Source organism: Clostridium sp. DFI.1.208, from assembly GCF_024463855.1.
Classification (GTDB): Bacteria; Bacillota_I; Bacilli_A; order Erysipelotrichales; family Erysipelotrichaceae; genus Clostridium_AQ.
In genome coordinates this window covers 73213-98735 of record NZ_JANGCA010000013.1, presented here as the reverse complement: position 1 = coordinate 98735, position 25523 = coordinate 73213, and the positions used below count along the sequence as shown (strand labels likewise).

22 protein-coding genes and 1 other annotated feature are annotated in these 25523 nt (G+C 45.5%); of the genes, 17 read left to right on the top strand and 5 right to left on the bottom strand.

Going from position 1 to position 25523, the window contains the following annotated elements; genetic code table 11:
- From NE665_RS09035 to NE665_RS09005, 7 genes are all read left to right on the top strand, one after another.
- A partial coding sequence (locus NE665_RS09035) for a hypothetical protein (RefSeq protein ID WP_256302529.1) occupies positions 1-2087 on the top strand: 2087 nt, incomplete at its 5' end.
- A 108-nt stretch (positions 2088-2195) separates the two neighbouring features.
- A complete protein-coding gene (locus tag NE665_RS09030; RefSeq protein WP_117444829.1) occupies positions 2196-2588 on the top strand; it encodes a hypothetical protein in 393 nt (130 codons plus the stop codon).
- 189 nt (positions 2589-2777) lie between these two features.
- Positions 2778-3635, top strand: coding sequence for a patatin family protein (locus tag NE665_RS09025; protein WP_117444828.1), 858 nt, complete (start codon positions 2778-2780; stop codon positions 3633-3635).
- A 71-nt stretch (positions 3636-3706) separates the two neighbouring features.
- Positions 3707-3955 (top strand) — a binding site (T-box leader).
- A gap of 35 nt (positions 3956-3990) precedes the next feature.
- The gene (locus NE665_RS09020) at positions 3991-4650 is read left to right on the top strand and encodes a 5-methyltetrahydrofolate--homocysteine methyltransferase (RefSeq protein WP_117444831.1); all 660 of its coding nucleotides are present in this window, start codon (positions 3991-3993) and stop codon (positions 4648-4650) included.
- Positions 4651-4678: 28 nt separating this feature from the next.
- A complete protein-coding gene (locus NE665_RS09015) occupies positions 4679-6997 on the top strand; it encodes a homocysteine S-methyltransferase family protein (protein ID WP_256302532.1) in 2319 nt (772 codons plus the stop codon).
- Positions 6994-8757, top strand: coding sequence for a bifunctional homocysteine S-methyltransferase/methylenetetrahydrofolate reductase (locus tag NE665_RS09010; RefSeq protein ID WP_117444827.1), 1764 nt, complete (start codon positions 6994-6996; stop codon positions 8755-8757). The genes NE665_RS09015 and NE665_RS09010 overlap by 4 nt, the downstream gene beginning before the upstream one ends.
- Before the next feature lie 78 nt (positions 8758-8835).
- On the top strand, positions 8836-9318 hold the full coding sequence (locus NE665_RS09005) for a nucleoside-diphosphate kinase (protein ID WP_117444826.1): 483 nt from the start codon (positions 8836-8838) through the stop codon (positions 9316-9318).
- A 259-nt stretch (positions 9319-9577) separates the two neighbouring features.
- Here the strand turns inward: NE665_RS09005 and NE665_RS09000 are convergent, their stop codons facing one another.
- Positions 9578-10459 carry a class I SAM-dependent methyltransferase gene (locus NE665_RS09000; protein WP_117444825.1) on the bottom strand — a complete coding sequence of 294 codons (882 nt, stop codon included), beginning with the start codon at positions 10457-10459 and terminating at the stop codon, positions 9578-9580.
- 124 nt (positions 10460-10583) lie between these two features.
- On the opposite strand from NE665_RS09000, the gene NE665_RS08995 reads away from it, so the two are divergent.
- The 3 genes from NE665_RS08995 to NE665_RS08985 are packed head-to-tail and all read left to right on the top strand — an operon-like array spanning position 10584 to position 13739.
- Positions 10584-11741 carry a DHHA1 domain-containing protein gene (locus tag NE665_RS08995; protein WP_117444824.1) on the top strand — a complete coding sequence of 386 codons (1158 nt, stop codon included), beginning with the start codon at positions 10584-10586 and terminating at the stop codon, positions 11739-11741.
- Positions 11742-11781: 40 nt separating this feature from the next.
- On the top strand, positions 11782-12462 hold the full coding sequence (locus NE665_RS08990; protein ID WP_117444823.1) for a ferrichrome ABC transporter substrate-binding protein: 681 nt from the start codon (positions 11782-11784) through the stop codon (positions 12460-12462).
- 41 nt (positions 12463-12503) lie between these two features.
- On the top strand, positions 12504-13739 hold the full coding sequence (locus tag NE665_RS08985) for a hypothetical protein (RefSeq protein ID WP_117444822.1): 1236 nt from the start codon (positions 12504-12506) through the stop codon (positions 13737-13739).
- Positions 13740-13960: 221 nt separating this feature from the next.
- Here the strand turns inward: NE665_RS08985 and NE665_RS08980 are convergent, their stop codons facing one another.
- Positions 13961-15562, bottom strand: a complete 1602-nt coding sequence (locus tag NE665_RS08980; RefSeq protein ID WP_117444821.1) for an LCP family protein — start codon at positions 15560-15562, stop codon at positions 13961-13963.
- Between the two features lie 191 nt (positions 15563-15753).
- On the opposite strand from NE665_RS08980, the gene NE665_RS08975 reads away from it, so the two are divergent.
- The 6 genes from NE665_RS08975 to NE665_RS08950 all read left to right on the top strand — a co-directional run bounded on the left by NE665_RS08975 (position 15754) and on the right by NE665_RS08950 (position 21677).
- Complete coding sequence (locus NE665_RS08975) at positions 15754-17778, top strand: PTS sugar transporter subunit IIA (protein WP_117444820.1); 2025 nt, start codon at positions 15754-15756, stop codon at positions 17776-17778.
- A 124-nt stretch (positions 17779-17902) separates the two neighbouring features.
- Positions 17903-18394: a PTS sugar transporter subunit IIA gene (locus tag NE665_RS08970; RefSeq protein WP_117444819.1), complete on the top strand. Its 492-nt coding sequence runs from the start codon at positions 17903-17905 to the stop codon at positions 18392-18394.
- Entirely contained in the window at positions 18363-18833 is a 471-nt protein-coding gene (locus NE665_RS08965) for a PTS sugar transporter subunit IIA (RefSeq protein ID WP_117444818.1), read from the top strand. Before NE665_RS08970 ends, NE665_RS08965 begins: the two co-directional genes overlap by 32 nt.
- Positions 18834-18854: 21 nt before the next feature.
- Positions 18855-19130, top strand: coding sequence for a PTS sugar transporter subunit IIB (locus NE665_RS08960; RefSeq protein WP_117444817.1), 276 nt, complete (start codon positions 18855-18857; stop codon positions 19128-19130).
- A 28-nt stretch (positions 19131-19158) separates the two neighbouring features.
- Positions 19159-20550: a PTS transporter subunit IIC gene (locus NE665_RS08955; RefSeq protein ID WP_117444816.1), complete on the top strand. Its 1392-nt coding sequence runs from the start codon at positions 19159-19161 to the stop codon at positions 20548-20550.
- A 116-nt stretch (positions 20551-20666) separates the two neighbouring features.
- Positions 20667-21677 carry a Gfo/Idh/MocA family oxidoreductase gene (locus NE665_RS08950; RefSeq protein WP_256302528.1) on the top strand — a complete coding sequence of 337 codons (1011 nt, stop codon included), beginning with the start codon at positions 20667-20669 and terminating at the stop codon, positions 21675-21677.
- 464 nt (positions 21678-22141) lie between these two features.
- Here the strand turns inward: NE665_RS08950 and NE665_RS08945 are convergent, their stop codons facing one another.
- From NE665_RS08945 to NE665_RS08935, 3 genes are all read right to left on the bottom strand, one after another.
- A complete protein-coding gene (locus NE665_RS08945) occupies positions 22142-22678 on the bottom strand; it encodes a Crp/Fnr family transcriptional regulator (protein WP_233104664.1) in 537 nt (178 codons plus the stop codon).
- A gap of 63 nt (positions 22679-22741) precedes the next feature.
- Positions 22742-23416 (bottom strand): nicotinamide riboside transporter PnuC, encoded by a 675-nt coding sequence (pnuC, locus tag NE665_RS08940; protein WP_117442104.1) that lies wholly within the window; start codon positions 23414-23416, stop codon positions 22742-22744.
- 11 nt (positions 23417-23427) lie between these two features.
- Entirely contained in the window at positions 23428-24135 is a 708-nt protein-coding gene (locus NE665_RS08935) for a purine-nucleoside phosphorylase (protein WP_233104665.1), read from the bottom strand.
- Positions 24136-24620: 485 nt separating this feature from the next.
- On the opposite strand from NE665_RS08935, the gene NE665_RS08930 reads away from it, so the two are divergent.
- Positions 24621-25463 (top strand): PRD domain-containing protein, encoded by an 843-nt coding sequence (locus tag NE665_RS08930; RefSeq protein WP_117442103.1) that lies wholly within the window; start codon positions 24621-24623, stop codon positions 25461-25463.
- The last annotated feature ends 60 nt before the right edge of the window (positions 25464-25523 follow it).

Sequence of the window (25523 nt, the reverse complement as noted above, 5' to 3'; positions counted from 1 at the left end):
ACTGGACGAACGCAGAAGGTACGATCGTCAGCTGGGATGAAGAATTCAAACCGGCAAAGGTAGATGGACTGAATGTAGCTGGTGAATACACAGCAAACTTCGGTACAGATGAAAACGGCGATAAGATACCGGATGAGTATCAGGTGAAATATACCTATCAGGCAGCAGCAGACCAAAAGGGAACGGTGAGTGGAACAACCGTTGAATGGATCAACAAGTATAAAGTTGAAAATGGTAAGCTGGTCATCGAAAACAACAAACCTGTAGCGATCGACGCACACCCAACACAGCCATCCACCGTGAAAGCTGATAAGGGCTATCATTTCCAGAAGTGGAATGATGGAACGAACGATTTCGCAACAGATGAAGCATTGAGAAAAGCAAAATATGAAGAAGATACAACCTTCTTAGCATACTTCGAGGAAGATGCAGAGGTAACGATCTCATATAAATCAAATGATGAAACTATGGGAACTGTAACCAATGCGAAGGATGAAGTCAAGCCAGTAACCGGAACCGTAAAGGGAAGCAAAGCAGAAGCAAGTGAAGGCTATGCATTCAAGAACTGGACGAACGCAGAAGGTACGATCGTCAGCTGGGATGAAGAATTCAAACCGGCAAAGGTAGATGGACTGAATGTAGCTGGTGAATACACAGCAAACTTCGGTACAGATGAAAACGGCGATAAGATACCGGATGAGTATCAGGCAGTAGTCACATTCGCAGCAGTAAACGGAACCGTCAGCTTCGATAAGACGTATGTCACCCTCTATGATGCACAGGGTAATTACGCAGAAGATGGAACTGGTAAGCTTGCACAGAATCAGATTGCAGCAGCTACACCGAATAGCGGATACCACTTTGTAAACTGGACTCCGGAAACTCCGAAGCAGGATATGGAAATTACAAACAAAGGAGCTGCATTCACAGCGAACCATGCAATCAATACCTACGCAGCAGCTGTTCGTTTCCTCAACGAAGATACAGGCGAAGAGCTTGCTCCAGCTGTAACAGTAAACAATATTGAACATGGAACCTATCTGTATGGTGAAGCACACAGAATCAGCATTCCAGGATATGTATTTACAGTTGCAGATACAAAGATTGTTGAAAGCGACCATGTAATCGTCAACGTATATTATTCTGCCGATACAAAAGGCGGTACGCCGGATCCGGATACAACACCGGATGGTACACCGGATAAATATCAGGTACGTTTTGAATATGTAGCAGATACCAATGGTTCTGTTACAGGCACAACTGTTGAATATGTAACCCGCCCGGGTAACAATACAACAGCGGCAGTAAGACCACAGGCGTTGGTTGATGCTATCGCAAATGATGGGTACAGCTTTATGAGCTGGACAGCAAATGGCAACGCTTATGTGAATACAGACGCTATGAGAAACACCTATTTCACAGAGGATACCGTATTTACTGCAGGCTTTGCAGAGGTTGTTTCTCCGATACTTCCAACACCGGTAACACCGACACCTCCTGCAGTAACACCGCCAACTCCGGGTACTCCGGTACCAGCGGCTCCTGTGACTCCGGTAGCTCCGGTAATTCCTCCGGTTGTTGTACCGGTAATACCGACTCCAACACCAACACCGAATCCAGGACCAATCGTGAATGAAGATGATCCTGATCAGCCGCAGGGTGGAGAAAGCACAGAGGTTCAGGAAAACCCTACTCCAAAAGGTGGCGGATCACAGAATGAATGGGCATTGATCAATCTGATCTGTGCCGGCGGTACGGTACTACTTGGACTATTCCTTCTGCTTTCCAAGCTGAAGAAGGAGGAAGAAGAGGAAGACGAAAAAACTTCCGCAATGAGAAATGATGACGAACAGTCAAAACGCTATAAGAGAAGAAAATGGCTGCGTGTAGCAAGCACGATAACAGCAGTTGTCTCTGTAATAGCATTCTTCCTTACGGAAGATATCACACTTCCAATGGTTCTGATTGACAAATGGACACTGCTTATGGCAGCCTTCCTAATCGTACAGGTAATCTTCGTTCTGTTTGGCAGAAAGTGGAAAGAACTGGATGAGAACGAAACCAATACAGAAACCGCTCACTCATAAATATTAGAAAAACAGCCATGAACGTGGCTGTTTTCTTCTTATAACGGGGTATCTAACCAAAAACTAACTGCCGGTATATATAATGAAAGAAAGAGAAAGTGAGGAAACATGAAAAATACAAGTGCACTTTTTATTATAGATGATGTTATAGCTAACCGGCTGCTGGAGCTGGAGGATGAATATATCAGCTATCAGGTTTTACACGAGGAATCCTTTCACAGCCATCTGATCGATATGCTGGAGCTTCCCATAGCTGAGACGCTGTCAGATCAAGTGCTGCAAAGACGTTATCTGGTTATACGTTCATGGCAGGAAATAAAAGAGCTTCTGCAAGAGCTTCAGATAGATAAAAATATCTATGCATGGAAAAAACTGTTTCCACAGCAGCTGTATACAGAGGATGCCTACGAAATGGGCTATCTAACGGAGGGACTGCGTAAAGCTGAGCTGTTGCTGATTCGTGCAGTTCAGGAACAGAAATATGTAATGTTTTATTGTTAGCTAATTCTATCAACAGCACAGCACATCTTCAGTGGATGAAGCTGTGTACTGGTTCATCGCCTTTGCTTCATCATGTAAATGGCGAATTGATGGAATCCTTTGAATGCCTTCTTTCCATTTACAGGTAAATTATTTCTTTACCTTACCGTCAGCTCATAGTATAATGAAAGGGCTGCGAGGTGTAGAAAAATGGCAGAAAAAATTGGTTTAATTTGCGAAGGCGGAGGCACAAAGGCTGCATATACATGCGGAGTCCTGCAGTGTTTTCTGGACTATGATATTGAATTTCCATATACCGTTGGAATCAGTGCCGGTGCAGAGGTTCTGCTGCCGTTTGTCGCAAAACAGAAGGATCGTCTACGTGTCACGGGAGTGGATGCGGCTTGTGAAGCAGGGGCAATCGGTATGTCTCCCCTGATTCATGAAAAGGGTGTGTTTGGAATCGGTTATGTTTGCAAATTCATTGAGAAGCATGCACCCCTTGACTATGAAGCTTTTATGAACAATAAAACATTGCTGGATATTGGTGTATATAATATGGATACCAATGAGGTGGAATATTTTCCAAAGGAATACTTTGACCCAGAGGAACAGATTCTGATGCAGGCGAGCTGTGCTCTGTTTCTGCTTACACGACCATATAAATTCCGGGGACATACGTATATGGATGCCGGACTGGTTGATATGATACCGATTGAGCAGAGCATTCGACAGGGAAATACGAAGCATGTTTTCATTTCCACAAAGGAAGAAAATTATGTGCGTAAGCCGGCACCGGGATGGCAGATTCAGTTGGCAAAGCTTATGTATCCCGGAAATAAAAAAATTCGTGAGAATTTGAAAATTCGTCATATCAATTATCAAAAGCAGTGGCAGATCGTAAAGGAGCTGGAGGAACAGGGAAATGCGATTGTTCTTCGTCCGAGTGCAGATTATGGTGTTACACGCTATACGCATGATAAAGAGCTGCTGGGACGCTGGTTTGATCTCGGGTATGAGGACACAAAAAACCGTCTGGATATGATTCGGGAATTTATGGAGAAATAGGCAGAGCAATCTGCTTTTTTTTCATTCGTTTTCATTGACGTGAAAACATTATCATGATAAAATGTAACAAATCAAAGACAATGAAGAGAAGAGTATGCAGGGTGAAGCTTACAGAGAGTTTTCAGATATGGTGGAAGAAAACAGGGAATCCCTGAGGAAGATGGTCTTGGAGTCGCATGGGCAATCGGAGTTCATGACGGGGAAGTGCCCGTTACAGCACGGCGGTATAACCGGATGCTACCGGCGTACTGAGAAGAATCCGCTGACTTTCGCGGATATGAGAATAGGTGGTTACACGAAATACAGCTTTCGTCCTATGGGGGAGAGCTTTTTTGTTTATAAGGAGGATGGTGCAATGCGTAGAGAGTTAACGGATATCAGCGAGGAAGAAATTCTGCATTTTCTGGGCTATGGGGAAGGCATTCCGGATGAACAGACGCAATCCGTGTTAAAGGAAATGAAGCAGCTGGTTCTGCAATACAGCGAGCCACGTATCATATATCGCGTATTTCAGCTGCAGGATGCTCAGCCAGTGAATTGCGGGGTACAGCTTACGGGAAGTGATATCAAGCGGTTGTTGAAGAAAAGCCATGCCTGTATATTCATGGCGGCGACGCTTGGCCCACGCATTGATAAGGAAATGAAAAGGCTGCAGGTACAGGATATGATGAAGGCTGTTTTGTTTGACAGCTGTGCCAGTGCGGCTATTGAGGCTGTCTGCGATAATCTGCAAAAGGAGCTGCAGCAAAGCTATCCATATCTGACAGACCGCTACTCCTGTGGTTATGGTGATTTGCCAATCACCCTGCAGGCATCCTTTTTACAGGCGCTGGATGCACAACGGCGTATTGGACTTCATGTGAATGAAAGCAGTCTGCTTGTTCCGATGAAAAGCGTCACGGCTATCATTGGCATTGCGGATCGGATACAGCCCGCTGTATTGCGGGGCTGTGCGCATTGCCGTCTGGTGAAGCAGTGTGAATATCGAAAGAGAGGGAAATTCTGTGGGAATTGAAAATAGAATCCAGTTTCTGGATGGTGCCATGGGTACGCAGCTGCAGGCTAAGGGACTACCTGCCGGGGCTTCTCCGGAGCTGTTTATGATGGAGCATGGAGAGGTTATAGAAGAGGTGCATGCAGCCTATATTGACAGCGGCAGTGATATCATTTATACAAATACGTTTGGCGCAAACGCCAAAAAGCTAAGCAAATCACAATACACGGTGGAGGACATTATTACAAGAGCAGTACAGCTGGCAAAATCCGCAGCAAAACGAAAAGCCGGTGTTCGTGTTGCACTGGATATCGGACCAATCGGAGAAATGCTGGAGCCAAATGGCTATCTGCCCTTTGAGGAAGCCTATGAGCTGTATCGCCAGCAGGTTGTTGCAGGGGAACAGGCCGGTGCAGATCTGGTCATCTTTGAAACCATGAGTGATCTGTATGAGGTGAAGGCGGCCATGCTTGCCGCTAAGGAGCATACGCAGCTGCCGGTTTTTGTGACCATGAGCTTTGAGGCAGATTATCGAACCTTTACCGGCTGCACGACAGCCAGCTTTGCCTTATGTGCGGAAGGTCTGGGAGCGGATGCCATCGGTATCAACTGCTCACTGGGGCCGGATCAGATTCTACCGATTGCAGAGGAACTGGCAGCGATGACAAATCTGCCGCTGATCATCAAGGCGAATGCGGGACTGCCGGATCCAATAACGAATACCTACAGCATAGATGCAGCTGAATATGCACGCATGCTGTTGCCGTATACGAAGCTTCCCCTAGCCTATGTCGGCGGCTGCTGTGGGACAACCCCGCAGTTTATACGGGAGCTGAGGAATGTACTTCCAAAAGCAATCGCTGTAGAAAAACAGAAGCGGCGCAGCGGCTCCTATGCCTGCACACCAACCAAATGTCTGCGTATACAGGATGTTCATGTGATTGGAGAGCGTATCAATCCAACGGGAAACAAACGCATGAAGGCTGCCTTGCAGGAGCATCGACTGGATGAAATCCTTGCGATCGCCATGGAAGAGGTGGAAGGAGGAGCCGATATTCTGGATGTCAATGTCGGTCTGCCGGGGATCAACGAGAAAGAAATGATGGTTGAGGTAATCAAGGAGCTGCAATCTGTGATCGATCTTCCCTTGCAGATTGATTCAACCGATCCGGCTGTGATCCAGGCGGCTCTTCGTGTCGTTAACGGAGTTGCTATTGTGAATTCCGTAAATGGAGAAGCGGCCGTTATGGAAAGGATTCTGCCTGCGGTAAAGAAATATGGGGCCAATGTAGTTGGACTGACGATGGATGAGGACGGTATTCCTGAGAGTGCGCAGAAGCGTCTGAAGATAGGAGCACGTATTGTAGAAACAGCACAGCTGTACGGTATTGCGAAGGAAAACGTTTTTCTGGACTGTCTGACACTGACGGTTTCTGCGCAGCAAAGCGGTGCGAAAGAGACATTGAAGGCTTTGCGCGCTATTCGGCAACAGCTTGGTGTACATACGGTGCTGGGAGTATCCAATATATCCTTTGGATTACCATCCCGTATCCTGCTGAACCAGAGCTTTCTTACGATGGCGATGCAGGCCGGTCTGAGTATGCCCATCATGAATCCGAATCAGCCTGCGATGATGGCTGCCGTGCGCAGTTATCGTGTGCTGCAGGGAATCGATGCTGACTCACAGGAGTATATCCGGATATATGCACAGCAGAAACAGGAAGTGAACGTGGAAACCGGTTCCTCACATATGCGTATTGAAGAAAGTATCATGCGTGGGCTAAAGGAGGAAACACGGCAGCTTTGCACGAAGCTTTTGACAGAAAAAGAACCGCTGCAGATTGTCAATGAGCATCTGATACCGGCACTGGACGCGGTCGGTGTTCGTTATGAAAAAAAGGAAATCTATCTGCCGCAGCTGATCAATGCCGCAACAGCATCACAATGTGCATTTGAAGAGATACGTCGGGCGGTGAATTCCAGTGGCATGGAATCCATCTCCAAAGGGAAAATCATTCTGGCAACGGTCAAGGGCGATGTCCATGACATCGGAAAGAATATCGTCAAGGTTGTTCTGGAGAATTACGGCTATCAGGTATTTGATTTAGGAAAGGATGTCCCAATCGAGGCAGTGGTGGAAACTGCGATTAAGGAACAGGTGCGTCTGATTGGTCTCAGTGCGCTGATGACCACGACGCTGAAATCCATGGAGGATACGATACAGGCACTGCATGATAGTGGACATGACTGTAAAATCATGGTGGGAGGAGCAGTCGTTTCTGCAGAATATGCAAAGCAGATTCATGCGGACTATTATGCCAGAGATGCAAAGGAAAGTGCGGACATCGCTAAGGAGGTGCTGGGATGATAGAAGAATATTTGAATACACAGGGATATATGCTGTTTGACGGAGCCTTTGGCACATATTATGCACAGCGCTATGCAGAGGAGCAGGAGCCTTGTGAAATGGCGAATTTGAAGCATCCACAGCGCGTTGCGGCGATACATCGGGAGTATATCGAGGCCGGTGCGGATGCGATTAAGACGAACACCTTCTCCGCTAATGAACAGCAACTGGAATGCAGCTGGGAGATGATACAACAGATACTGCAGGAGGGCTATCGCATAGCGAAAGAGACAGCCGGGGACAGGGTGAAGGTCTTTGCCGATATCGGACCGATCATGGAACAGAAGAATGTATCACTGGCACAGCAATATCAGCGCATCGCGGATGTGTTTCTTGCGGAGGGGGCAGAATGCTTCCTGTTTGAAACTCTGCTGAATACGCGGGAGCTGCATGCGGTAAGCGCCTATATTAAACAGCGCTGTCCCTCTGCGTGTATTATTGTATCCTTTGCAGTAACCGCTGATGGATACAGCCGTCAGGGAATTGCGATGCATCAACTTCTGCAGGATTGTCTTACGGATGAGCATGTGGATGCCTGCGGTCTGAACTGCGTATGCGGACCGATGCATATGAAGCGGCTGCTGGATTCCATCGATCGCTCAAAGAAACCGATTCTGATCATGCCAAATGCCGGATATCCGACAATATTGGCCAATAGAACCTATTTCAGAGACAGCTCTACGTATTTTGCTAAGGAAATGCAGGAAATCTGGAAAAAGGGTGCAAGGCTTTTGGGAGGCTGCTGTGGAACAACGCCGGTATACATCCAAAAGACAAAGGAAGCATTGCAGGAGCAAACGATTGTGCAAAAGACGCTGCAACCGGCACAGCAAACGGATAAAATCGTACGTGAAGATCACAATCCCCTGCGTAAAAAGCTGCAGAAGCGGCAGCAAATCATCGCAGTGGAATTTGACCCGCCGGCAAATTGTGAAATTGAGCGCTTTATGAACAATGCGGAATTTTTAAAGGAAGCAGGTGTGGACGCTGTGACCATTGCGGATTGTCCGATTGCCCGTGCCCGTGTTGACAGCTCACTGATGGCCTGTAAGCTTCATCGGGAGCTTGGTCTGGAGGTCATACCGCATATGACCTGCCGTGATCGCAATATCAATGCGACAAAGGCACTGCTGTTCGGTCTGCAGATTGAAGGAATACGCAATGTACTGGTTGTTACAGGTGATCCGATTCCCAGTGAGGACCGTCAGGAAATCAAGGGGGTCTTCAATTTCAATTCGCAGCTTCTGGCAGGCTATATCCGTGATTTGAATGAAACGATGTTTCGTGAACCTTTCTTGATTTTCGGAGCACTGAATCTGAATGCCGTGAATTTTGAAGCTGAGCTTGCCAAAGCAAAGCGCAAGGTTGCACAGGGAATGGAAGGCTTTTTGACACAGCCGGTACATTCACGACAGGCTCTTATCAATTTGAAAAGGGCGAGAGAAGAGCTGCAGGCATATCTTCTGGGCGGTGTTCTTCCGATTGTATCGCATCGTAATGCGGTGTATATGAACAATGAAATTTCCGGAATCGAAGTGGATGATGAAATTATTGATTTATATGAAGGAACAACGCGTGCGGAGGCACAGAAGCTGGCAGTAGCCATCAGCTGTAAAACCATGGATGAAATGCGTCCTTACATCGACGGCTATTATTTGATTACACCGTTTCATCGTGTGGAAATCATCGCCGATCTGATGAAGCATATTCATAAGCAGTAACCCTTTTGAACAGAAATAGCACTGGGGATACAAAATCCTGAGATAATAGTGTATACTAAAGAAAAACAGGAGGTCATTATGAAACAGAAAACTTTTTTGATGCTGAAGCCGGATGCATTTGCAAGCGGCCATGCGCAGGCAGTTCTAAAGGAGCTTCGCTCACATGGGCTTGTGATTGAGAAAAGCTGTACGCTTTCGGTTACGATGGATGTTATGAAGACGCTGATCGATCATTATGCCGGCGTGATCGACTCCATGAGTAAGGATTTTAATTTCCCGGGAAAACTTTTTAATTCCTTTTATTATGACGGACCGCATACCATCATGCCGATGGAGGTCAGCTATGAGGGAAGTGAGGATATTATCACGCTTACACGGACACTGGCAGGGAAAACGAATCCGCAGGAAGCCGGAGCTGATACGATTCGAGGGAAATACAGCGATGACAGCTATGAGAAGGCATCGGCAGCTGTACGCCTGGTGAACAATGTGATTCATGCATCGGATTCTCATGAAAATGCTCAGCGCGAGCTGGATATCTGGAAGGCTTATATAAAATAAACAGGCAGATGGCATAGATTGAAGTGCACCTCCATAATTTGGTTGTTCAACTTTAGGGGGTTACTTCATATAGGTGCTATCTGCTTTTTTACCGTTTTCAAGCTAGCAATCTGATGGGTACCTGCCTGTGTTCATGGCAGAAAGATATTGAGTATAGTAAAAAAGGGAATCCAAAGCTATTGTATACTTCCATAGCATTTAGGATTCCCTTCTTCATAGACATGCAAACGTAACACATATTGTATTTTGACAATGCTTTTTATCGCTTACTGTGAACCCATTTCCCATAAATTCCGCATGGCAGCACACTGTCTGTGGCTGTAATGGGAAGACCGATCTCTCCGGCATCAATCTGACCATCCCTGTGCTTTTTACCAATGGTGCTGCGCAGCAGGTTGTATAAAACAGTTGGCGGGAATCCGGTGGTATAGGAGTTCACAAGGAAAAATAACGGATCTTCATCCAGGATTTCCATACATGCAGAGATTAGCGGATACAGCTGTTCCTCAATCTTCCATATTTCTCCATTTGGTCCTCTGCCATAGCTTGGTGGATCCATGATTATAGCATGATAGGTTCTGCCTCTTCTTTTCTCACGGGCAACAAACTTCAGCACATCATCCACGATGAACCGTATTTTATGATTCTCCAGATGGGAGAGCACCATATTCTCCTTGGCCCAGTTCACCATCCCCTTGCTGGCATCCACATGGACGACTTCAGCAGCTCCTGCACTTGCACAGGCCATGGTTGCTCCGCCGGTATAGGCGAACAGATTCAGCACACGCAAATCCTCACGTCCGCTGCTTTGTATCGTTTCCATCATCCAGTCCCAGTTCGCAGCCTGCTCGGGAAACAGCCCGGTATGCTTAAAGCCGGTCGGTGAAACCTTAAAGCGCAGATCACCATATGAGATTGTCCAGCTGTCCTTGAACTTCTTTTTATATTCCCAGCTTCCGCCACCGCTTTTTGAACGGTGGTAATGCGCATGTGGGGAATTCCACATACTGTTTTCCTCCATCGGCCAGATCACCTGCGGATCGGGACGGCGCAGTATGATATCCTTCCATCGCTCCAGCTTTTCCCCGCTGCCGGCATCGATGCATTCATAATCCTTCCAATGTTTCGCTACCTGATTCATTTCATCAACTCCTGACGCATACCATTATATCATGAGATAACGTGTTAGTTACATGAGTTTCTTGAGAAAAAGGCACAAAAGTGTGGTAGAATATAAGAAAATACACTGGAAAAGGAGGATACTTATGATCAACAAACTGTATGATAATTGCTTTACAACGGAGCTTTCCACTAAGGTTCTGGAAGTCCGGGAAGATAACGGCCTCTTCTGGCATGCCTGCAAGGATACCATCTTTTATAAAGAAGGCGGCGGCATGGCCAGTGATATCGGTATGATTGACGAGCACATGGTACTGGATTTGAAATATGAGGAAGGTCATATGTGGCACCTTCTGGACACCCAACTGGAGGGGACTGTCTTTATGAGTGTGAACCTGCATGAGCGTTTCCGCAAATGTCAGATTCATACGGCCCAGCATCTGATCAGTGCGGTTCTTGGCAATGTTTATAAGGTGGAGACACTGGCTCATCATGTAGGGGATGAGGAAAATGATATTGAATTCAGCTTTGAGGATTTCACTGACAAGATGGCATTTGAGCTGCAGGTACTGTGCAACGGTCTGATTCGTGATGATCTTGAAGTCAGTATACAGTATCCGACCCGGGTAGAGGCAAGCAAGATGGCCAAGGGCAAGAATATTGACCGTGATGATCTGCGTGTTGTACGCATCGGGGCACTGGATTACAATATGTGCGGCTGTATGCATGTTCCATCCCTTCGCTACCTGCAGATGCTGTACATCAGTGGGTATGAAAAAACAGCAAAGGGGTATAAAATTAAATATCTGGTCGGCGATCAGCTGCTTGATTGTGTAACCAGACGCTACAAGGTGCTGGATGAGGCAAGCCGCTCTCTGGCTGTATCTCATCTCTATGTAAATACCGGTGTCAATCGTTTAATCAATGAGACCCGTCAGCTGAATCGGGATGTCGTTGTCTGGAAACAGAAATATTATGAGATGTTTGGAAAAGAGCTTGGACAGAGCGAGGAGGATGTCATCATCCATTTCTTTGATGATATCGATGTAAAATCAGAAGCGGATGTCGCAAAATATGTAACGGAGAATTACAAGAAGGCGGTCATCTTCGTGGCAAAGACATATGACAATGTTCACGTTGTCGTAGCATCTCATAAGGATATGGATTTTGATTCCGCAAAGGTATTCAAGGAAATTGCGGATGCCTATCATCTGAAGGGCGGCGGAAATGCGCAGCTTTCTCAGGGAGGCGGCATGTATTCTGAAGAAATTATTAAATTTGTCAAAACGCATAGGTTTTCCTGAAAAACTATGATATACTAATAAACGTTTTATGGAGGTCTGTATGAATCAAATAGCAAAGAAATTACTTCTCTGCGTCGGAATCCTATCGGTAACTATGGTTAGCGGATGCAGCTCTGACGACAGCAGTAAGAAAAAAGAAACAGCGAAAAACGAAGAGAAGGCGGAAGTGAAAATGGTTGCCAATGATTTATATGTGGAACCGCTGAATCCAACGCAGGCTCAGATTGAAGCATATAACAAGCTGTCGGAAGCAATCACCAGTGAAGATAGAAAAGAAGAGGCTACCATGGTAGCAGTCAGCTTTGCATTTGATTTCTTTACATTATCCAATAAAGAGGATGCCCAGGATCTTGGCGGACTGCAGTTCATACCAAGCGATAAGATCCGCAACTTCATGGAGTTTGCGCAGGCATACTACTATGGAAATTATCCGACCATCGTAAACGAATACGGGAAGAAAAGCCTGCCGGAGGTAACCGGTTATAAGGTGGATGCTGTAGAAGCCAAGGATTTTACCTATAATGGCTCTGCCTGCAGGGGCTACGGTGTCAAGCTGACATTGACCTATGCAGAAACAGAAGTGGAGAGTCTGAAGAAGTCCATGACGATCAGCGTTATTGAAATTCAGGATTATGAATATGACCGTACAAAGAATTACAAGAAAGATGTCGTATACGATGGTGAAATGAAAAACGTTTACCGTGTATTGGCAGTTGAATAAGGGACTGAGAAATCAGTTCCTTTTTGAAAGGGGTTTTGACAATGTCTATTGAAATTGTATTGGAAGGGCAGCTGGAAAAGGAAACGGACAGAGAGGCATTCAGTGCTTTTTTAAAGCAGGTATGCGATGAGAAAAAGCTGAAGCTGGAGGATTATGATACCACCGTCATGATCGATATTTGTCCGGAGGGGTACATTGAATGCGGCTATGAAGACCGCTTTGTGAGTATTGCGGCACAGACCAATGTCGCAGGACCCGGATTCCATGCATTTGTCTGCACTGTTTTTGATGAGATTATCAGCGGTTCCCAGATTCCGCTGGAGGTAAATGATCCGACTGGATATTATACGGATCGCAATTTTGAAAATTTGAAGTACAAGTATTTTTACCGCTGGCTGAAGGATATTCAGGGCTATGTTCTGGATCATATCGATGAGGAAAAGGAATTATGCATCTCCTGGCCGCAGGAGTATTATCACCCGGTCTACCGAGAGGGCTTTGTCGTCACACCGCTGGGATATATTCACAGAGATGATTTTCAGAACAGGGATGTCGAGGATTTGGCAGATGATTTCTTTGTTTGGAATGATCAGGAGCGTACAGCCCGCTATTACCGCAACTGTGCGATGGTGCTGCTGTGGAAGGAATGTTACTTTGCATACAGCTCTATGAATGAGTATACGGATAAGATTGCCAACAGTATTTTGGATTATCTGGAGGCGGCGTATGACAAGGATGATCTGTTGCCGCTGCCAATGGATGCCTATCGCAGCATCTGTACGGCAATCAACCGTGACATTCTGATACAGCATGCGGATGAGCTGAAGATAGCGCATCTGGGCTATCGAAATGGAGTAGTTTCCTATCATTTCGGAAGCTGGAGTATCCCTGCCCATGGCTGTAGTGAAAAAAGCTTTGATGAAACAACACAGACGATGCATTTCATGGCTCCGTATCAGGATGCACAGGAGCCCTGGAAATGGATGATCAAGGCAAATGCCTATACCTTTGAAAAGGAAATACCGACATTTCTGGAAAAGCTGGAGAAGCCGGGCGATGTCATGGACGCCTTCAGCTTTGAAAAGGAAACGGTGGTCTGTAAGGGAATCGTGGAGAATCTGGATGAGTATTACACGGTGGTCGTACAAGCGAATTGTGAAAAGGACACCCTGTTTCTGGAGTGCATTGTACGCGATGAACAGGATGTTGCTATGATGAAGGAATGGTGTCAGGGAATCAAGCATCGCGTTACCATCAGCGATGAGCTGCACAGCTGAATATGATAATCACGCTTTTTAAAGGAAGCAGCGGCATCCTTTAAAGAGCGTTTTCTTTCCTTTCCTGTAAGGTATGCAGACAGCAGCTTTCCTTTCCCTCACTCTATCTGGAGTAAGTATGCAATCCTGCAGCTCTTTTTACGATTCAAAGCAAGTACTGTCCTGCATATCCACTTATGTGTCCATAAAAAAAGCACCTTGTATGAACAGGTGCTTTTCTGTTAATGCGGCGTGCTTGCCATGGTATCCCAGATGATATTGGGATCATCATTGATTGGCGGAGTATCCTTGTAGAGATCATCCATGTTGAAATGAAAGCTCTCCATCTGCAGCTGGTTGCTTGCGCCATCATAGGCATTGACGACAGCATGTACCTCATCCTTGTTGAAGAGATATACATCATATGGTCCCTCCAGCGGATTCAGGCTTGCGACCTGCTGTGAATCATAGACACCGGTATCGGAAATCACACTGGAAATTGTCCAGGGCTTCATATTGTCCAGCTCACTGGAAACAAATTTTGTAATCTGATTTGCCGGCATATCGGTTATCACATAATTGGGAGCGACATCCAGCAGATCGTTGACATAGCCAAGTGCAGACGGGGAAATCAGCTTGTTGATGATTGCCTTGATGATTCGCTGCTGTGCACGTTCTCTTCCGGCATTGTCATAGCCCTCGGTTTTACGGTGACGGGAATATGCGAGCGCCTGCTTTCCATTCAGATGCTGATCTCCCTTTTTCAGGCAGATCAGATCATCCTTTTTAAAGCTTCGGTTTTCATCCTGCTCACAGAAATCAAGTTCCACATCCACGTCAATACCGCCGATCGTATCAACGATTTCAATCATGGAATTGAAGCTGACACGGGCATAGTAGTCAACCGGAATACCGAAGAACTGGGATATGGTATCCACACTCGTATCGATTCCATAAATACCGGTATGCGTCAGCTTGTCATTGGCATTGCTCAGTGCCGTATTGGGTACCAGCGCATCTCTTGGTATGGAAACCATATCGATATGATTTGCGACCGGATTGACAATCAGCAGCAGATTGGTGTCGGTACGTGTCTGCTGATCCGGAGAACCGGTACTGTCCAGACCGCTCAGGTAAACAGTAAAGGTCTGCTTGGTAATGTCCTTCTGTTCCTTGGTCTTAATGGTATCGGTTTTGGAATAGGTTTTCAGAATCTGTACATTTTTCTCAAAATCCTTGATGTTTGCTTTAGACATATTGTAGAAGGTTTCAGAGATCGCCATTGCGGACACATTTCCCTGCTCCATCTGATCGTAGAGTGTCGTATAATCCATTTCCTCTTTGGCAGTATAGGAGCTGATGTCCTTGGAAACTGAGGTCTTGGCAAAGGAAAGGTTATCTGCATCACTTCCGTTCTGAAATCCGATGATCTTGTTTGCAAGTTCGGCTTCACTCTTGATACCGCTGTTTTTTGATGCAATCAGGTACAGGTTTGTGGTAATGGTAGTCGTACCGTCATCATTGACCTTGGTTGTCTTACTCATTTTGTTGATTGTCGTACGGGACTTATCCATGAAATAGCCGAAGGTACCAACTACAGCGACAAGCAGAATCAGAAACAGCCGCTTGATGACCAGGCCCCAGGTCGGCATCTGTTTAAATGCGAGAACCAGTAAAATCAGAAACAGCAGTCCGAAGATTACGGCAGCAATGGTAACCCATTTGATTGGGAGCAGTCCAAAGCTGTAGGCGATATAGAAGGATACAATACTTACCATCAGAAATACAGCGAGCATGATGATATCGATGATCAGGCTCCTACGTTTTAGTTTTTTATTTTCCATGAAAACACCTCAATAATCTACATTATAGTATAAAAAGTACGGAAATTCCAGATTACCTGTAATTACTCTATGTGAACGTTTTATGAATTTTATAAAAATAAACTATAAATCATGGTAAATATGGAATGATTTGCATTTTTTACCGCAGATATTATAAAATAAGGATACGATATTTGAAAGAGGGAACCGCTATGATACCGTTTACAGGAAAACAGCTGCAGCTGATCCAGCTGCTTATGGAGCAAAGCACACCGCTTGCGCTGGATGAAATATCACAGCATTTGCATGCAGGAAGGCGCAGTGTGTATTATATCGTGAATAAAACGAATGAGGTGCTGCAGATGAATGCACTGGAGCCTGTGATGTGCAAACGGGGAGCCGGTTATTTTCTATTGGATGAGCAGAAGCAGCAGCTGCTGACCCTTCTGCAAAAGCGACAGCTGCAGCCGGATGTACTGACACCTCAGCAGCGTGTCAGCTTTCTGATTTGTTATATGATATATCCGAGCACCATCATTCATGTAGAGGATATCATGCAGGTTTTAAAATGCTCCCGCAATACCGTGTTCAGTGATTTGAAGAATGTGAAGGAGCAGCTGAAAGCCTATGGTCTGGAGCTGCGCATCGATTTGAAAAACGGATACGGCATCGAGGGAAAGGCATTCAACAAGCGGGCGGTTCTACTGTATTTTCTGAAGCAGCTGCTGGATGAGGTGAACTATCACGCATTGCCCTTTCTCGATACACAGCTGGTGGATGATTACTATGGCAGGCTGCAGAAAATATCCAGTGAGCGGGAGCATGAATACCGGCAGGATAATCTGTTGTCCATCGCCTGCATGCTGAGCATCATTCGCGATTCTCCGGAGCAGTATGATTTTTCTCTGATGGAGCTGCGTGATCTGTGTGAAACACAGGAGCTGGATTTGATTGACAGTTATTTTCAGGAGCTGAATGTACATGAACGACTGTATCTGGCACTGCATCTTTTGGGCTCCAAGGCAAGCAGGGAGCTGTGTCCGCAGGATGATGAGCATGATATCCGCATCTTTGAATTATCCAGCCGTCTTGTGGAAACCTTTGAACGTACGGCATGTGTATCCTTTGATGATAAAAATGATCTGATCAATTCCATCTATATGCATCTGAAGCTGTCCATGTATTACAACCGTCTTTCCATACAAGTCGTAAATCCGCTGATCGATGAAATACAGAAGCAGTACAAGGATATTTATATGATTACGCAGCTGGTATGCGAAGACCTCAGGGATTTGTTTCAGATGCCGATTATGGATAGTGAAATCGCTTATCTGACCATGCATTTCGGCGGACATCTGAAGCAGGGCGTGCGCTGCTATGATGAAATCCGTATTCTGATTGTCTGTCCCAGTGGTATTTCCACATCCATGCTTCTCAAGCGGGAAATCGAGGGGCTGTATGCGAATGTGCGGGTTGTGGATACCGCGAGCCTGGAGCATGTGCAGGAATATGAGCAGCAGGTGGATTTCATTGTATCCACGATCGATGTGCAAAGTGAGGTGCCGGTAATTCAGGTGCATCCAATATTGAGCAGAGAGGATAAAGCGCGAATCGCTTCCATGATGATGCTGAATTTCGACTGCTATGAAATCAACAATGAAAAGCTTGGCGGTCTGTTTTCCATCATTGCCTCCTACGTGAAGGAAGCGGATATGGATGCCCTGAAGCGGGATGTTCTGGCCTATCTGAACCGGGGAAATTCCTTTGTCGGTATTCATGATCAAGAGCAGATCGGCTTGCTTGATATACTGCAGGAGGAGGATATACAGGTTCTGGAGCAGGTGGATTCCTGGAAGGTGATGATTCAGATGGCATCCACGCCGCTGCTGAGCCGCGGTGTCATTCAAAACAGCTATGTGCAGGAGATGATTCATCTGGTCGATGAGTACGGACCGTATATCCTGCTGGCGAATTCCGTTGCCGTAGCCCATGCGAAGCCGGAGCATGGGGCATTTCGTCTGGGACTGTCTCTTCTGGTCTGTCATGAGGATGTATATCTTGATGAGGTGTCCGCAGTGCGGTATCTGTTTGTATTATCGGATGCTGCTCATGACAAGCATTTGAATGTCCTGCACGAAATCCTGCAGCTGAGCAGAAACAGCACGCTGCTTGCACAGCTGGATGTATGCACAAGCGCAGCCGAGGTGCGCAGGGCTTTGCAGCATGCATTTTCCTAATTCCAATAGAGTCCAACGACTTGCACTTTCAAGTTCAGTCAGGTTGGACTTTTTTCTATACGCTGTCATTTGTATAATGAACCTGTAAAGAGATGCATATCTTTCAGGCATGGAGGTGAAGGCAATGAAAGAAGAAGTGCTGTCCGTTGACAACATTCAGATACAGGAGCGCTCCTGTGACTGGAAATCCGCTATAGAAACCGCAGTGAAGCCATTGATTCAAAACGGCTTTGTGGAAGAGAAGTATACAGCCGCCATACTTCGCAATATTGAGGCATGGGGACCTTACTTCATGGCCGGACCCTACATCATACTTCCACACGCAAGACCTGAGGAGGGCGTGCGGAAAAATCAGATTTCCATTTTGTCATTAAAAAAACCGGTATATTTTGACGATGGAACCATACCGATCCGCTTGTTGATGATTCTGGCTTCTGTAGATTCAAAATCACATCTGCGAATCCTGAAGATGCTGGCGAGTGTAGTAACGGATGAGACAACACTGCGAAGCCTGCTGAAAAGCAATACGCCGCAGGAGTTGTTTCAATGTTTTCAGGCAAAGGAATCGAAGGGAGGGAGAGAAGATGGGATTTCAATTCATACCGCAGCTGATTGAAACGGATGTATGTGTAAAGGACAAGGAAGAGGTTATCCGCTATCTGGCGGACAAGCTGAAAACACATGGATGCAGTGATGCGGCATATGCGGATAAGGTGCTGCTGCGTGAGCAGGAATATCCAACCGGGCTGCGTACCAAATGTGCGGCAATCGCTATACCACATGCCTTTGATCCGGCAGTCAGCGGCAATCATGTCGCACTGGCTATCCTGCAGCAGCCGATCCGCTTTTGCAACATGGAGGATATGGACAGTGAAATTGACGTTGACATGGTGTTTCTCATGGCGATCAGCAGTGCCCATGAGCAGCTGGAAATGCTGCAGACCATCATGCGGATGCTGGGCGATGACACGCTGTTTACACGACTTGTAAGGCTGCATGATGCAAATGAGGTATGCAGACAGCTGAATGCATTTATAGAAGGACAGAAATCATAAGGAAAAGGAGAGGCTACGCATATGAAAAAAATTGTAATCGCCTGCGGGGCAGGACTGGCAACCTCCAGCATGGTTCGTGAAAAGGTGGAGGAGGAATTGAAGGAGCATGGGATTTCCTGCAAAATCATGCAATGCACCCTGCACGAGGTAGAGGGCTATGACGGACAGGTGGATCTGATCATCACGACGATGAAGGTTAAGAAGAAATTCACAACACCGCTTGTTCACGGCAGTGCCTACCTGACAGGCATCAATGAGGAAGCAGTTACGCAACAGATTATGGAAATTCTCGCGTAGCTTGCGAATAAGAACAGGAGAGAAAATTATGCAGACAGTATTAGATATCATTCAGTATATCGTCGACCTGGGAAGCTATGTTTTTGTACCGATTCTGATGTGCATCATCGGATTGATCTTCGGGCTGAAGCCTTCCAAGGCCATCAAAGCGGGGGTGACGGTGGGAATTGGACTCATCGGGGTCAGTATTGTATCAACCCTAACGGCAGATTCACTGTCACCGGTTATCAATGAAATGGTCAAGGTGCTGGATCTGAATCTGACCGCAATCGATGTCGGCGGATCACCGGCGGCAGCTGTTGGCTTCGGAAGTCTGCTTGGGGCTGCGCTGATCATCGTCATTTTGATTACCAATATTGTTCTGGTTGCTTTGAAGCTGACCAAAACAGTGAATGTCGATATTTATAACTTCTGGTATTTTGCCATAACAGCAGGCTTTGTACAGCTCCTTACCGGAAGCTACTGGCTGGCAATTCTGGCCGGAGTCACCCATGCAATACTGGGACTGAAGGTCGCAGATGTCATGGCACATCGCACACAGGAAATTATCGGTATCGATGCCATCTCCATTCCACACGGCTTTGCGGCCGCAAGTGCACCCCTGTTTATGGTGCTGGACAAGGTTTATGATCGAATTCCCTATCTGAAGCACCGTAAGGAAAGTGAAGAAGAGAATGATGAAGGACACGGCATCGGCAAGGTGATCGGCTCTGTGCTGGGGCAGCCAATCTATCTGGGATTGATCATGGGACTGCTGTTCGGTGTGGTAGCCGGTTATGATTTTAAAGGGATTGCCGATGTGACGATGAAGACAGCAGCGATCATGATGCTGTTTCCGACAATGGTAAAAATGATTGTCAACGGTCTGATTCCGATATCCAATCAGGCAAAGAAATTCTTCACCACACACTTTAAGGACAGAGAGCTGTATATCGGACTGGATTCTGCGGTAACCATCGGACATCCGGTGACAATCAGTGTCGGCTTTCTGATGATTCCGGTCTTCATGATCTTTGCGGCTATTCTCCCCGGCAATACGACACTGCCACTTGGTGAGGTACCGTTTGCGGCCTTCTATGTGTGCTTTGCGACCATCGTACACCGCGGCAACCGCAGAAGAACGATTGTATCCAGCCTGATCTTCATTCCCATTGTGCTGTGGATATCCAGCTGGGCAGCACCGCTGTTCACAGAGCTTGCCTCCAATGCCGGGCTAAGCTATGTACAGGCCGGACAGCAGGCAACGACCATGGCTCTTGGAAATATGTTTATCTGGCTACCGACCGTACTGGCACAGACACCGCTGCTTGGGGCAGGTATCCTGATTGTCATAGACCTCGCAGTGCTGTTTGGCGGAAGGCTCATCGAGCGCTATTATGCAAAAGAGGATGCGGCATTTGAAGCGAAGTATTATGAATGAAGCGACCCCTGTATCTAATGGGATATATAAAATGAAGCAGACAAAGGGGATTGTCAAATACGTTATGAGAAAGAAAGATATCATATTTCAATACATAAAGGAAAGAGGTAAGCAGTATGAAAAAAGTTAAAATCGGAGTGGTAGGAGCCGGAATTTACGGTACTTATCATATCCATACATATATCTGTGACCCGCATGTGGAAACGGTGGTGTTCTGTGATTTGAATGATGAGCGCAGGGCAGCCACACAAAACCGCTATCAGATCAGGGGATATGCAGATGTCAGGGAAATGATTATGGCAGAGAAGCTGGATGCAGTTAGTATTGCGACACCGGACCCATATCATTATGAACCGGCAAAGGCTGCCATGGAGGCAGGTATAAAGTATCTGATGATTGAAAAGCCGCTGGCAACCTCCGTAGAAGAATGTGAGGAATTGATTGCCATGGCAGAGAAGTACGGTGTACAGATCGCCGTAGACTTCCATAAACGCTGGGATCCAGCCTATAACAATATGCGGGATGAAATCCAAATGGATAAAGAAAACATCATCCGCGGCTATATGTCACTGGATGATGTGATAGATGTTCCTATGAACTGGTTTACCTGGACAGATCAATCCTCTCCCTCCTGGTTTCTCGGTATACACTGCTATGATCTGATTCGCTATTTGAGCGGCAGTGAGGTGGAGAGTGTGTATGCAGTGGGAAATAAGGAAGTATTAAAAAAGCAAGGCTATCAGACCTATGACAGTATCCAGGCCATTCTGACAATGCAGGATGGAAGCAACTGGACGGTGGAAAACTCCTGGATTCTTCCCAATACCTATCCCAAATCAAATGACGGACAGCTTGTGATCGTGACGGAGCACAAGTATCTGAAGAATGAATCCTATCGGGGAGTAAAAACCTATACTGACAAAAAGGCAAGCCTGCCGAACTATATCTTCATGAAGTTTGATGAACATCATGCAAGCGGCTTTGGACTGGAGCCGATGCAGGAATTCGTCAGCGACATCGTAAACCAGCGGGCATTCCGGACAAATGCCTACGACGGTTTACAGGCAACGAGAATTGCTGCAGCAGTGCATGCATCCGCAGAAAGCGGCAGCGTTATTCATCTATAAAAGAACAGGGCAGGACGATCTGATAGCTTGCAAGTACAGTATACTACAAATATCAGCTTGCGTCCTGCCTTTTTACATATCCACAACAGAAACGCAGCCAGTATGAAAAGTGCAGGCGAGGCTGCACCTGAGCGTAATATCTTCTGGTTATCGAAAAGTAATGTATTTATTTACTTGGAAAAGCTGTTTTGATAATCAATCATGGAAATCTCTGTCCTGAAAATTCGTGCTTCCTGAAAATCAATTTAAAATCTTCGTCCCGGAACAGACAGATCGTAATTTCCTGCAGCTGATTGCTTCATTCTCATGCATAAGCGAATCAAAACACCTTCGGATTTCCATCCAATTCCGTGAGCAAGTGCTACGTTAGCTGTAAAGCTCCATTTCCGCCTCCAGACGTTCCATGGAATGAACCGTTATAATACCCGATGTATAGTTCAGAATCCCATCCCTGATCAAGGTGTTCACAACCCTGTTGATGCTGCGTATATTGGAGCCCGTTCCCTCAACCAGAAGATCCTTGGTAATCGTGAGGTTTTTTTGCACAGGGTGTTATAAATCATATACATAATTCTGTATTTCAGGGGATAAAAGGCATTTACTCTTTCCCGTTTACTGCAATCGTAATTCCTCTGTGCAATCAACGTCGTAATATACAATGTAAATGCATTATCTGTACGCAGCCATTTCAGAAACTGCGCATTTCCCAGCTTCAGCACCCTGCATTCCGTAACGGCTTCCACAGTGGAGACGGTCTCTTTATCAATGAGTGCCTCCAGCTCTCCGTAAATCGTCACCCCTGTATCAATGTCCTCTATGTAGACATTTCCATTGATTTCAGAGTGATAGTTTTTCACAATACCGCTCAACAGGATGTAGATGCAGTCACTTTTTTTATTCTGCTCCATCAGCTTATCCTGAAAGGAATAGGTCTGTTCCTGAAAATGAGAGCGGATATCGGCAGGACAGGCGGCTATAAAGGTTGTCAGATCAGGTTTCATACGTACCTCCAACGTGTATCATATGTATAGTATCACAGATTATATAGGTATTTCCATGCTTTATCAGAACATGATTTTATTTCTGCCCTGCCTTAGATAGCTTTCGTACCATTCAATCAACCCGGCAATGGAGAGGATGAATTGAATAATTACCAGAATCAGCATGATAAAGTAGCCGTTCAAGACATAAATTACCATGAAAAGCAGATTGCTTATAATCCATAAAATCCAGTTTTCATACAGCTTTCTACTTAGCCAGTATTGAGCGATAAAGCCAAGGATAGCTGTCAGACTGTCCAGAACAGCATTTTGAGCATGCAGGATATTGATTTCCACATATCCCCACACAGCCCACAGAAGTAAGATCATGGCAATCCAGAGAAGCTGCCCCCTTCTGTTTAAGCCGGATGTTTTTGTACTGCTGCCGTCATCCCCCTTCCCCCAGTAATACCATCCGTAGATATTGAAGATGACCTGAAAGCAGGCCAGTATCGCCAGTGCGTATAAGCCTGTCGTATAATAGATATACAAATATGCAAGCACGGTGATAATACCAAATATGAAGTTTGAAATTTTTTCCTTCGATAACAGCCATACATTGATAATGCCCATCACAGAGGCGAAAATTTCAATGAGGCTGGACTTTATGCTGTAGCCTGCTAGGATGCAGAGCAGACAGGATAGTATGGCAAACATCGGGCTTTTTGTTAATTCGGTTGATTTCTTAATGATATTCATACGGGCTCCTCCTATTGTTCTTTTATGAATCTTCTAATCAGAATCATCGCTTTGTCAGAAATGCTCTGACAATTCTCCATTACCTGCTCATGTGTGATTTCCTGATCCGAATAAGCGGCGGCCAGACATGGAACGCCGGATAAGGCTAAAACCTTCATTCCACAGTGATTGGCGATAATAACCTCCGGAATCGTGGACATTCCAACAATGTCAGCGCCCAGTTTGGCTGCCATATAGGTTTCCATAACGGTTTCATAGCTCGGTCCCGAAAACATTGCATACACGCCATCCTTTAGCTCAATGTGTTCCTGGACCGCAAGCTTTTTTATCAGCTGTATGCAGTCTCTGTCATACGGATAGGCAAGATCGGGAAACCGCTCCCCGTATTCCTCTAAATTTTCTCCGATCAAAGGATTGAAGCCGGAGAAATTCAGATGGTTGCGAATGACGAATATGTCCTGTGCCTTTACGGCTTCACCGGCCTGCCCGCTGCAGTTTGTAATAATGATGGTCTCCACACCAAGACGCTTCATGACACGAATGGGAAGTGTAACCCTGCTGGGTGAATAGCCTTCATAGCAATGGCATCTCCCTTTCATGACAACAACCTCTTTCCCCTGTATTCTACCGAGGATCAGGGTTCCTTCATGGCCTGCGACACCGGGCACCGGGAAATGGGGGATATCCGCATAGCGATATTGTTCAGGATCTTCTATCATATCCGCAAGTGATGATATCCGGTTCCTAAAATGATTCCGATTGTGGGAGTGTAGTGCGTACGCTTCCTGATATACTCGTACGCTTCGTTAATTTCTTCTCTTACATGCATTGTCTGTACCTCACTTTATATAATTGCGACCATGGACATTATGCCAATTAGTGATAGCGTTTTCAAGGACATTTGTCCACGAGTTGACAGATAGGATGTATTGCTATTTAAGATCTTGTTAATTTGAAAAAGCATATGTAGGTATTCCAAGGTGGTATCTTTCAATAAAGGAAGTATTACCGCTATATAGTTTTTTAGTTGTAAAATAAATTTTTCGGTTGACATTACCGTGAATCTGATATACTATAATTTCGTAAACGTTTACAAAATAAACTTGATGAGGATTGTTACTGGTTACAGGCAATACCGAAAGTAAAAGATGTTACTTTGGGTGGTCTGTATTTTTTTATATTTAATATTTAAGGAGGGATATGCGTGAATATTGTGAAAGTATTAAACAATAACGTTGTGCTTTCAATGAATGAGAATCATGAGGATGTCATTGTACTTGGAAATGGTATCGCATTTCAGAAAAAATATGGAGATCAAATTGATGATTCAAAAATAGAACGTATTTTTACACAGCAGATTCCTGAATTAACAGCGAGATTTCAGAAGATGTTAAGCGAAATACCAATGGACTTTCTGGAGATAGCGGAGAAGATCATTTTGAATGCAAAGCTGAAGCTGAATCACGATTTTAATGATAATCTGTACATATCATTGATGGACCATATCAATTTTACAATTCAGAGATATCGAGAAGGCATGCTGATTGAGAATCGGCTGCTGCTGGAAACTAAGGTTCTGTATAAGGACGAATTTGCGGCAGGAAAAGAAGCGGTGGAATTGATCAATGCAACATTTAATGTTCAACTGCCGGAGGATGAAGCAGCCTTTATCGCTCTTCATTTCGTCAATGCCAGCACAGGTGGAAGTATGCAGGATACGGTTCAGCAGACACGTATCGTACAGGATACCCTGACCGTTATAAAAAACTTCTTTAGCATGACATTTCAGGAGGATTCCATCGCATATTATCGCTTAGTTACACATCTGAAATTTTTTGCACAGCGCATAACTGCTAAAAAAATACAGGGCAAAGCGAATGAGGATGTTCAGCTACTGGAAATTGTAAAGCTGAAATATCCCAATTCCTATGAGTGTGTTAACAGAATTGTGAAATATATGAATCTGGAGTTCGGGTACTCATTGACCAATGAGGAACGACTATATCTGACAATACATATCGAACGAATAAGAGAGACTAATGATTAGGATTGTTACTCACAAAAGAGGCAAGACCTGAATTAACCTTATCTTTATAAGACAGCTTAT

What these genes read in the sequence shown, in the direction of transcription:
- NE665_RS09030 (WP_117444829.1), top strand. Translation starts at nt 2,196, where the DNA reads ATGAAAAATACAAGTGCACTTTTTATTATAGATGATGTTATAGCTAAC.
- NE665_RS09025 (WP_117444828.1), top strand. Translation starts at nt 2,778, where the DNA reads ATGGCAGAAAAAATTGGTTTAATTTGCGAAGGCGGAGGCACAAAGGCT.
- NE665_RS09020 (WP_117444831.1), top strand. Translation starts at nt 3,991, where the DNA reads ATGCGTAGAGAGTTAACGGATATCAGCGAGGAAGAAATTCTGCATTTT.
- NE665_RS09015 (WP_256302532.1), top strand. Translation starts at nt 4,679, where the DNA reads ATGGGTACGCAGCTGCAGGCTAAGGGACTACCTGCCGGGGCTTCTCCG.
- NE665_RS09010 (WP_117444827.1), top strand. Translation starts at nt 6,994, where the DNA reads ATGATAGAAGAATATTTGAATACACAGGGATATATGCTGTTTGACGGA.
- NE665_RS09005 (WP_117444826.1), top strand. Translation starts at nt 8,836, where the DNA reads ATGAAACAGAAAACTTTTTTGATGCTGAAGCCGGATGCATTTGCAAGC.
- NE665_RS09000 (WP_117444825.1), bottom strand. Translation starts at nt 10,459, where the DNA reads ATGAATCAGGTAGCGAAACATTGGAAGGATTATGAATGCATCGATGCC.
- NE665_RS08995 (WP_117444824.1), top strand. Translation starts at nt 10,584, where the DNA reads ATGATCAACAAACTGTATGATAATTGCTTTACAACGGAGCTTTCCACT.
- NE665_RS08990 (WP_117444823.1), top strand. Translation starts at nt 11,782, where the DNA reads ATGAATCAAATAGCAAAGAAATTACTTCTCTGCGTCGGAATCCTATCG.
- NE665_RS08985 (WP_117444822.1), top strand. Translation starts at nt 12,504, where the DNA reads ATGTCTATTGAAATTGTATTGGAAGGGCAGCTGGAAAAGGAAACGGAC.
- NE665_RS08980 (WP_117444821.1), bottom strand. Translation starts at nt 15,562, where the DNA reads ATGGAAAATAAAAAACTAAAACGTAGGAGCCTGATCATCGATATCATC.
- NE665_RS08975 (WP_117444820.1), top strand. Translation starts at nt 15,754, where the DNA reads ATGATACCGTTTACAGGAAAACAGCTGCAGCTGATCCAGCTGCTTATG.
- NE665_RS08970 (WP_117444819.1), top strand. Translation starts at nt 17,903, where the DNA reads ATGAAAGAAGAAGTGCTGTCCGTTGACAACATTCAGATACAGGAGCGC.
- NE665_RS08965 (WP_117444818.1), top strand. Translation starts at nt 18,363, where the DNA reads ATGGGATTTCAATTCATACCGCAGCTGATTGAAACGGATGTATGTGTA.
- NE665_RS08960 (WP_117444817.1), top strand. Translation starts at nt 18,855, where the DNA reads ATGAAAAAAATTGTAATCGCCTGCGGGGCAGGACTGGCAACCTCCAGC.
- NE665_RS08955 (WP_117444816.1), top strand. Translation starts at nt 19,159, where the DNA reads ATGCAGACAGTATTAGATATCATTCAGTATATCGTCGACCTGGGAAGC.
- NE665_RS08950 (WP_256302528.1), top strand. Translation starts at nt 20,667, where the DNA reads ATGAAAAAAGTTAAAATCGGAGTGGTAGGAGCCGGAATTTACGGTACT.
- NE665_RS08945 (WP_233104664.1), bottom strand. Translation starts at nt 22,678, where the DNA reads ATGAAACCTGATCTGACAACCTTTATAGCCGCCTGTCCTGCCGATATC.
- pnuC (WP_117442104.1), bottom strand. Translation starts at nt 23,416, where the DNA reads ATGAATATCATTAAGAAATCAACCGAATTAACAAAAAGCCCGATGTTT.
- NE665_RS08935 (WP_233104665.1), bottom strand. Translation starts at nt 24,135, where the DNA reads ATGATAGAAGATCCTGAACAATATCGCTATGCGGATATCCCCCATTTC.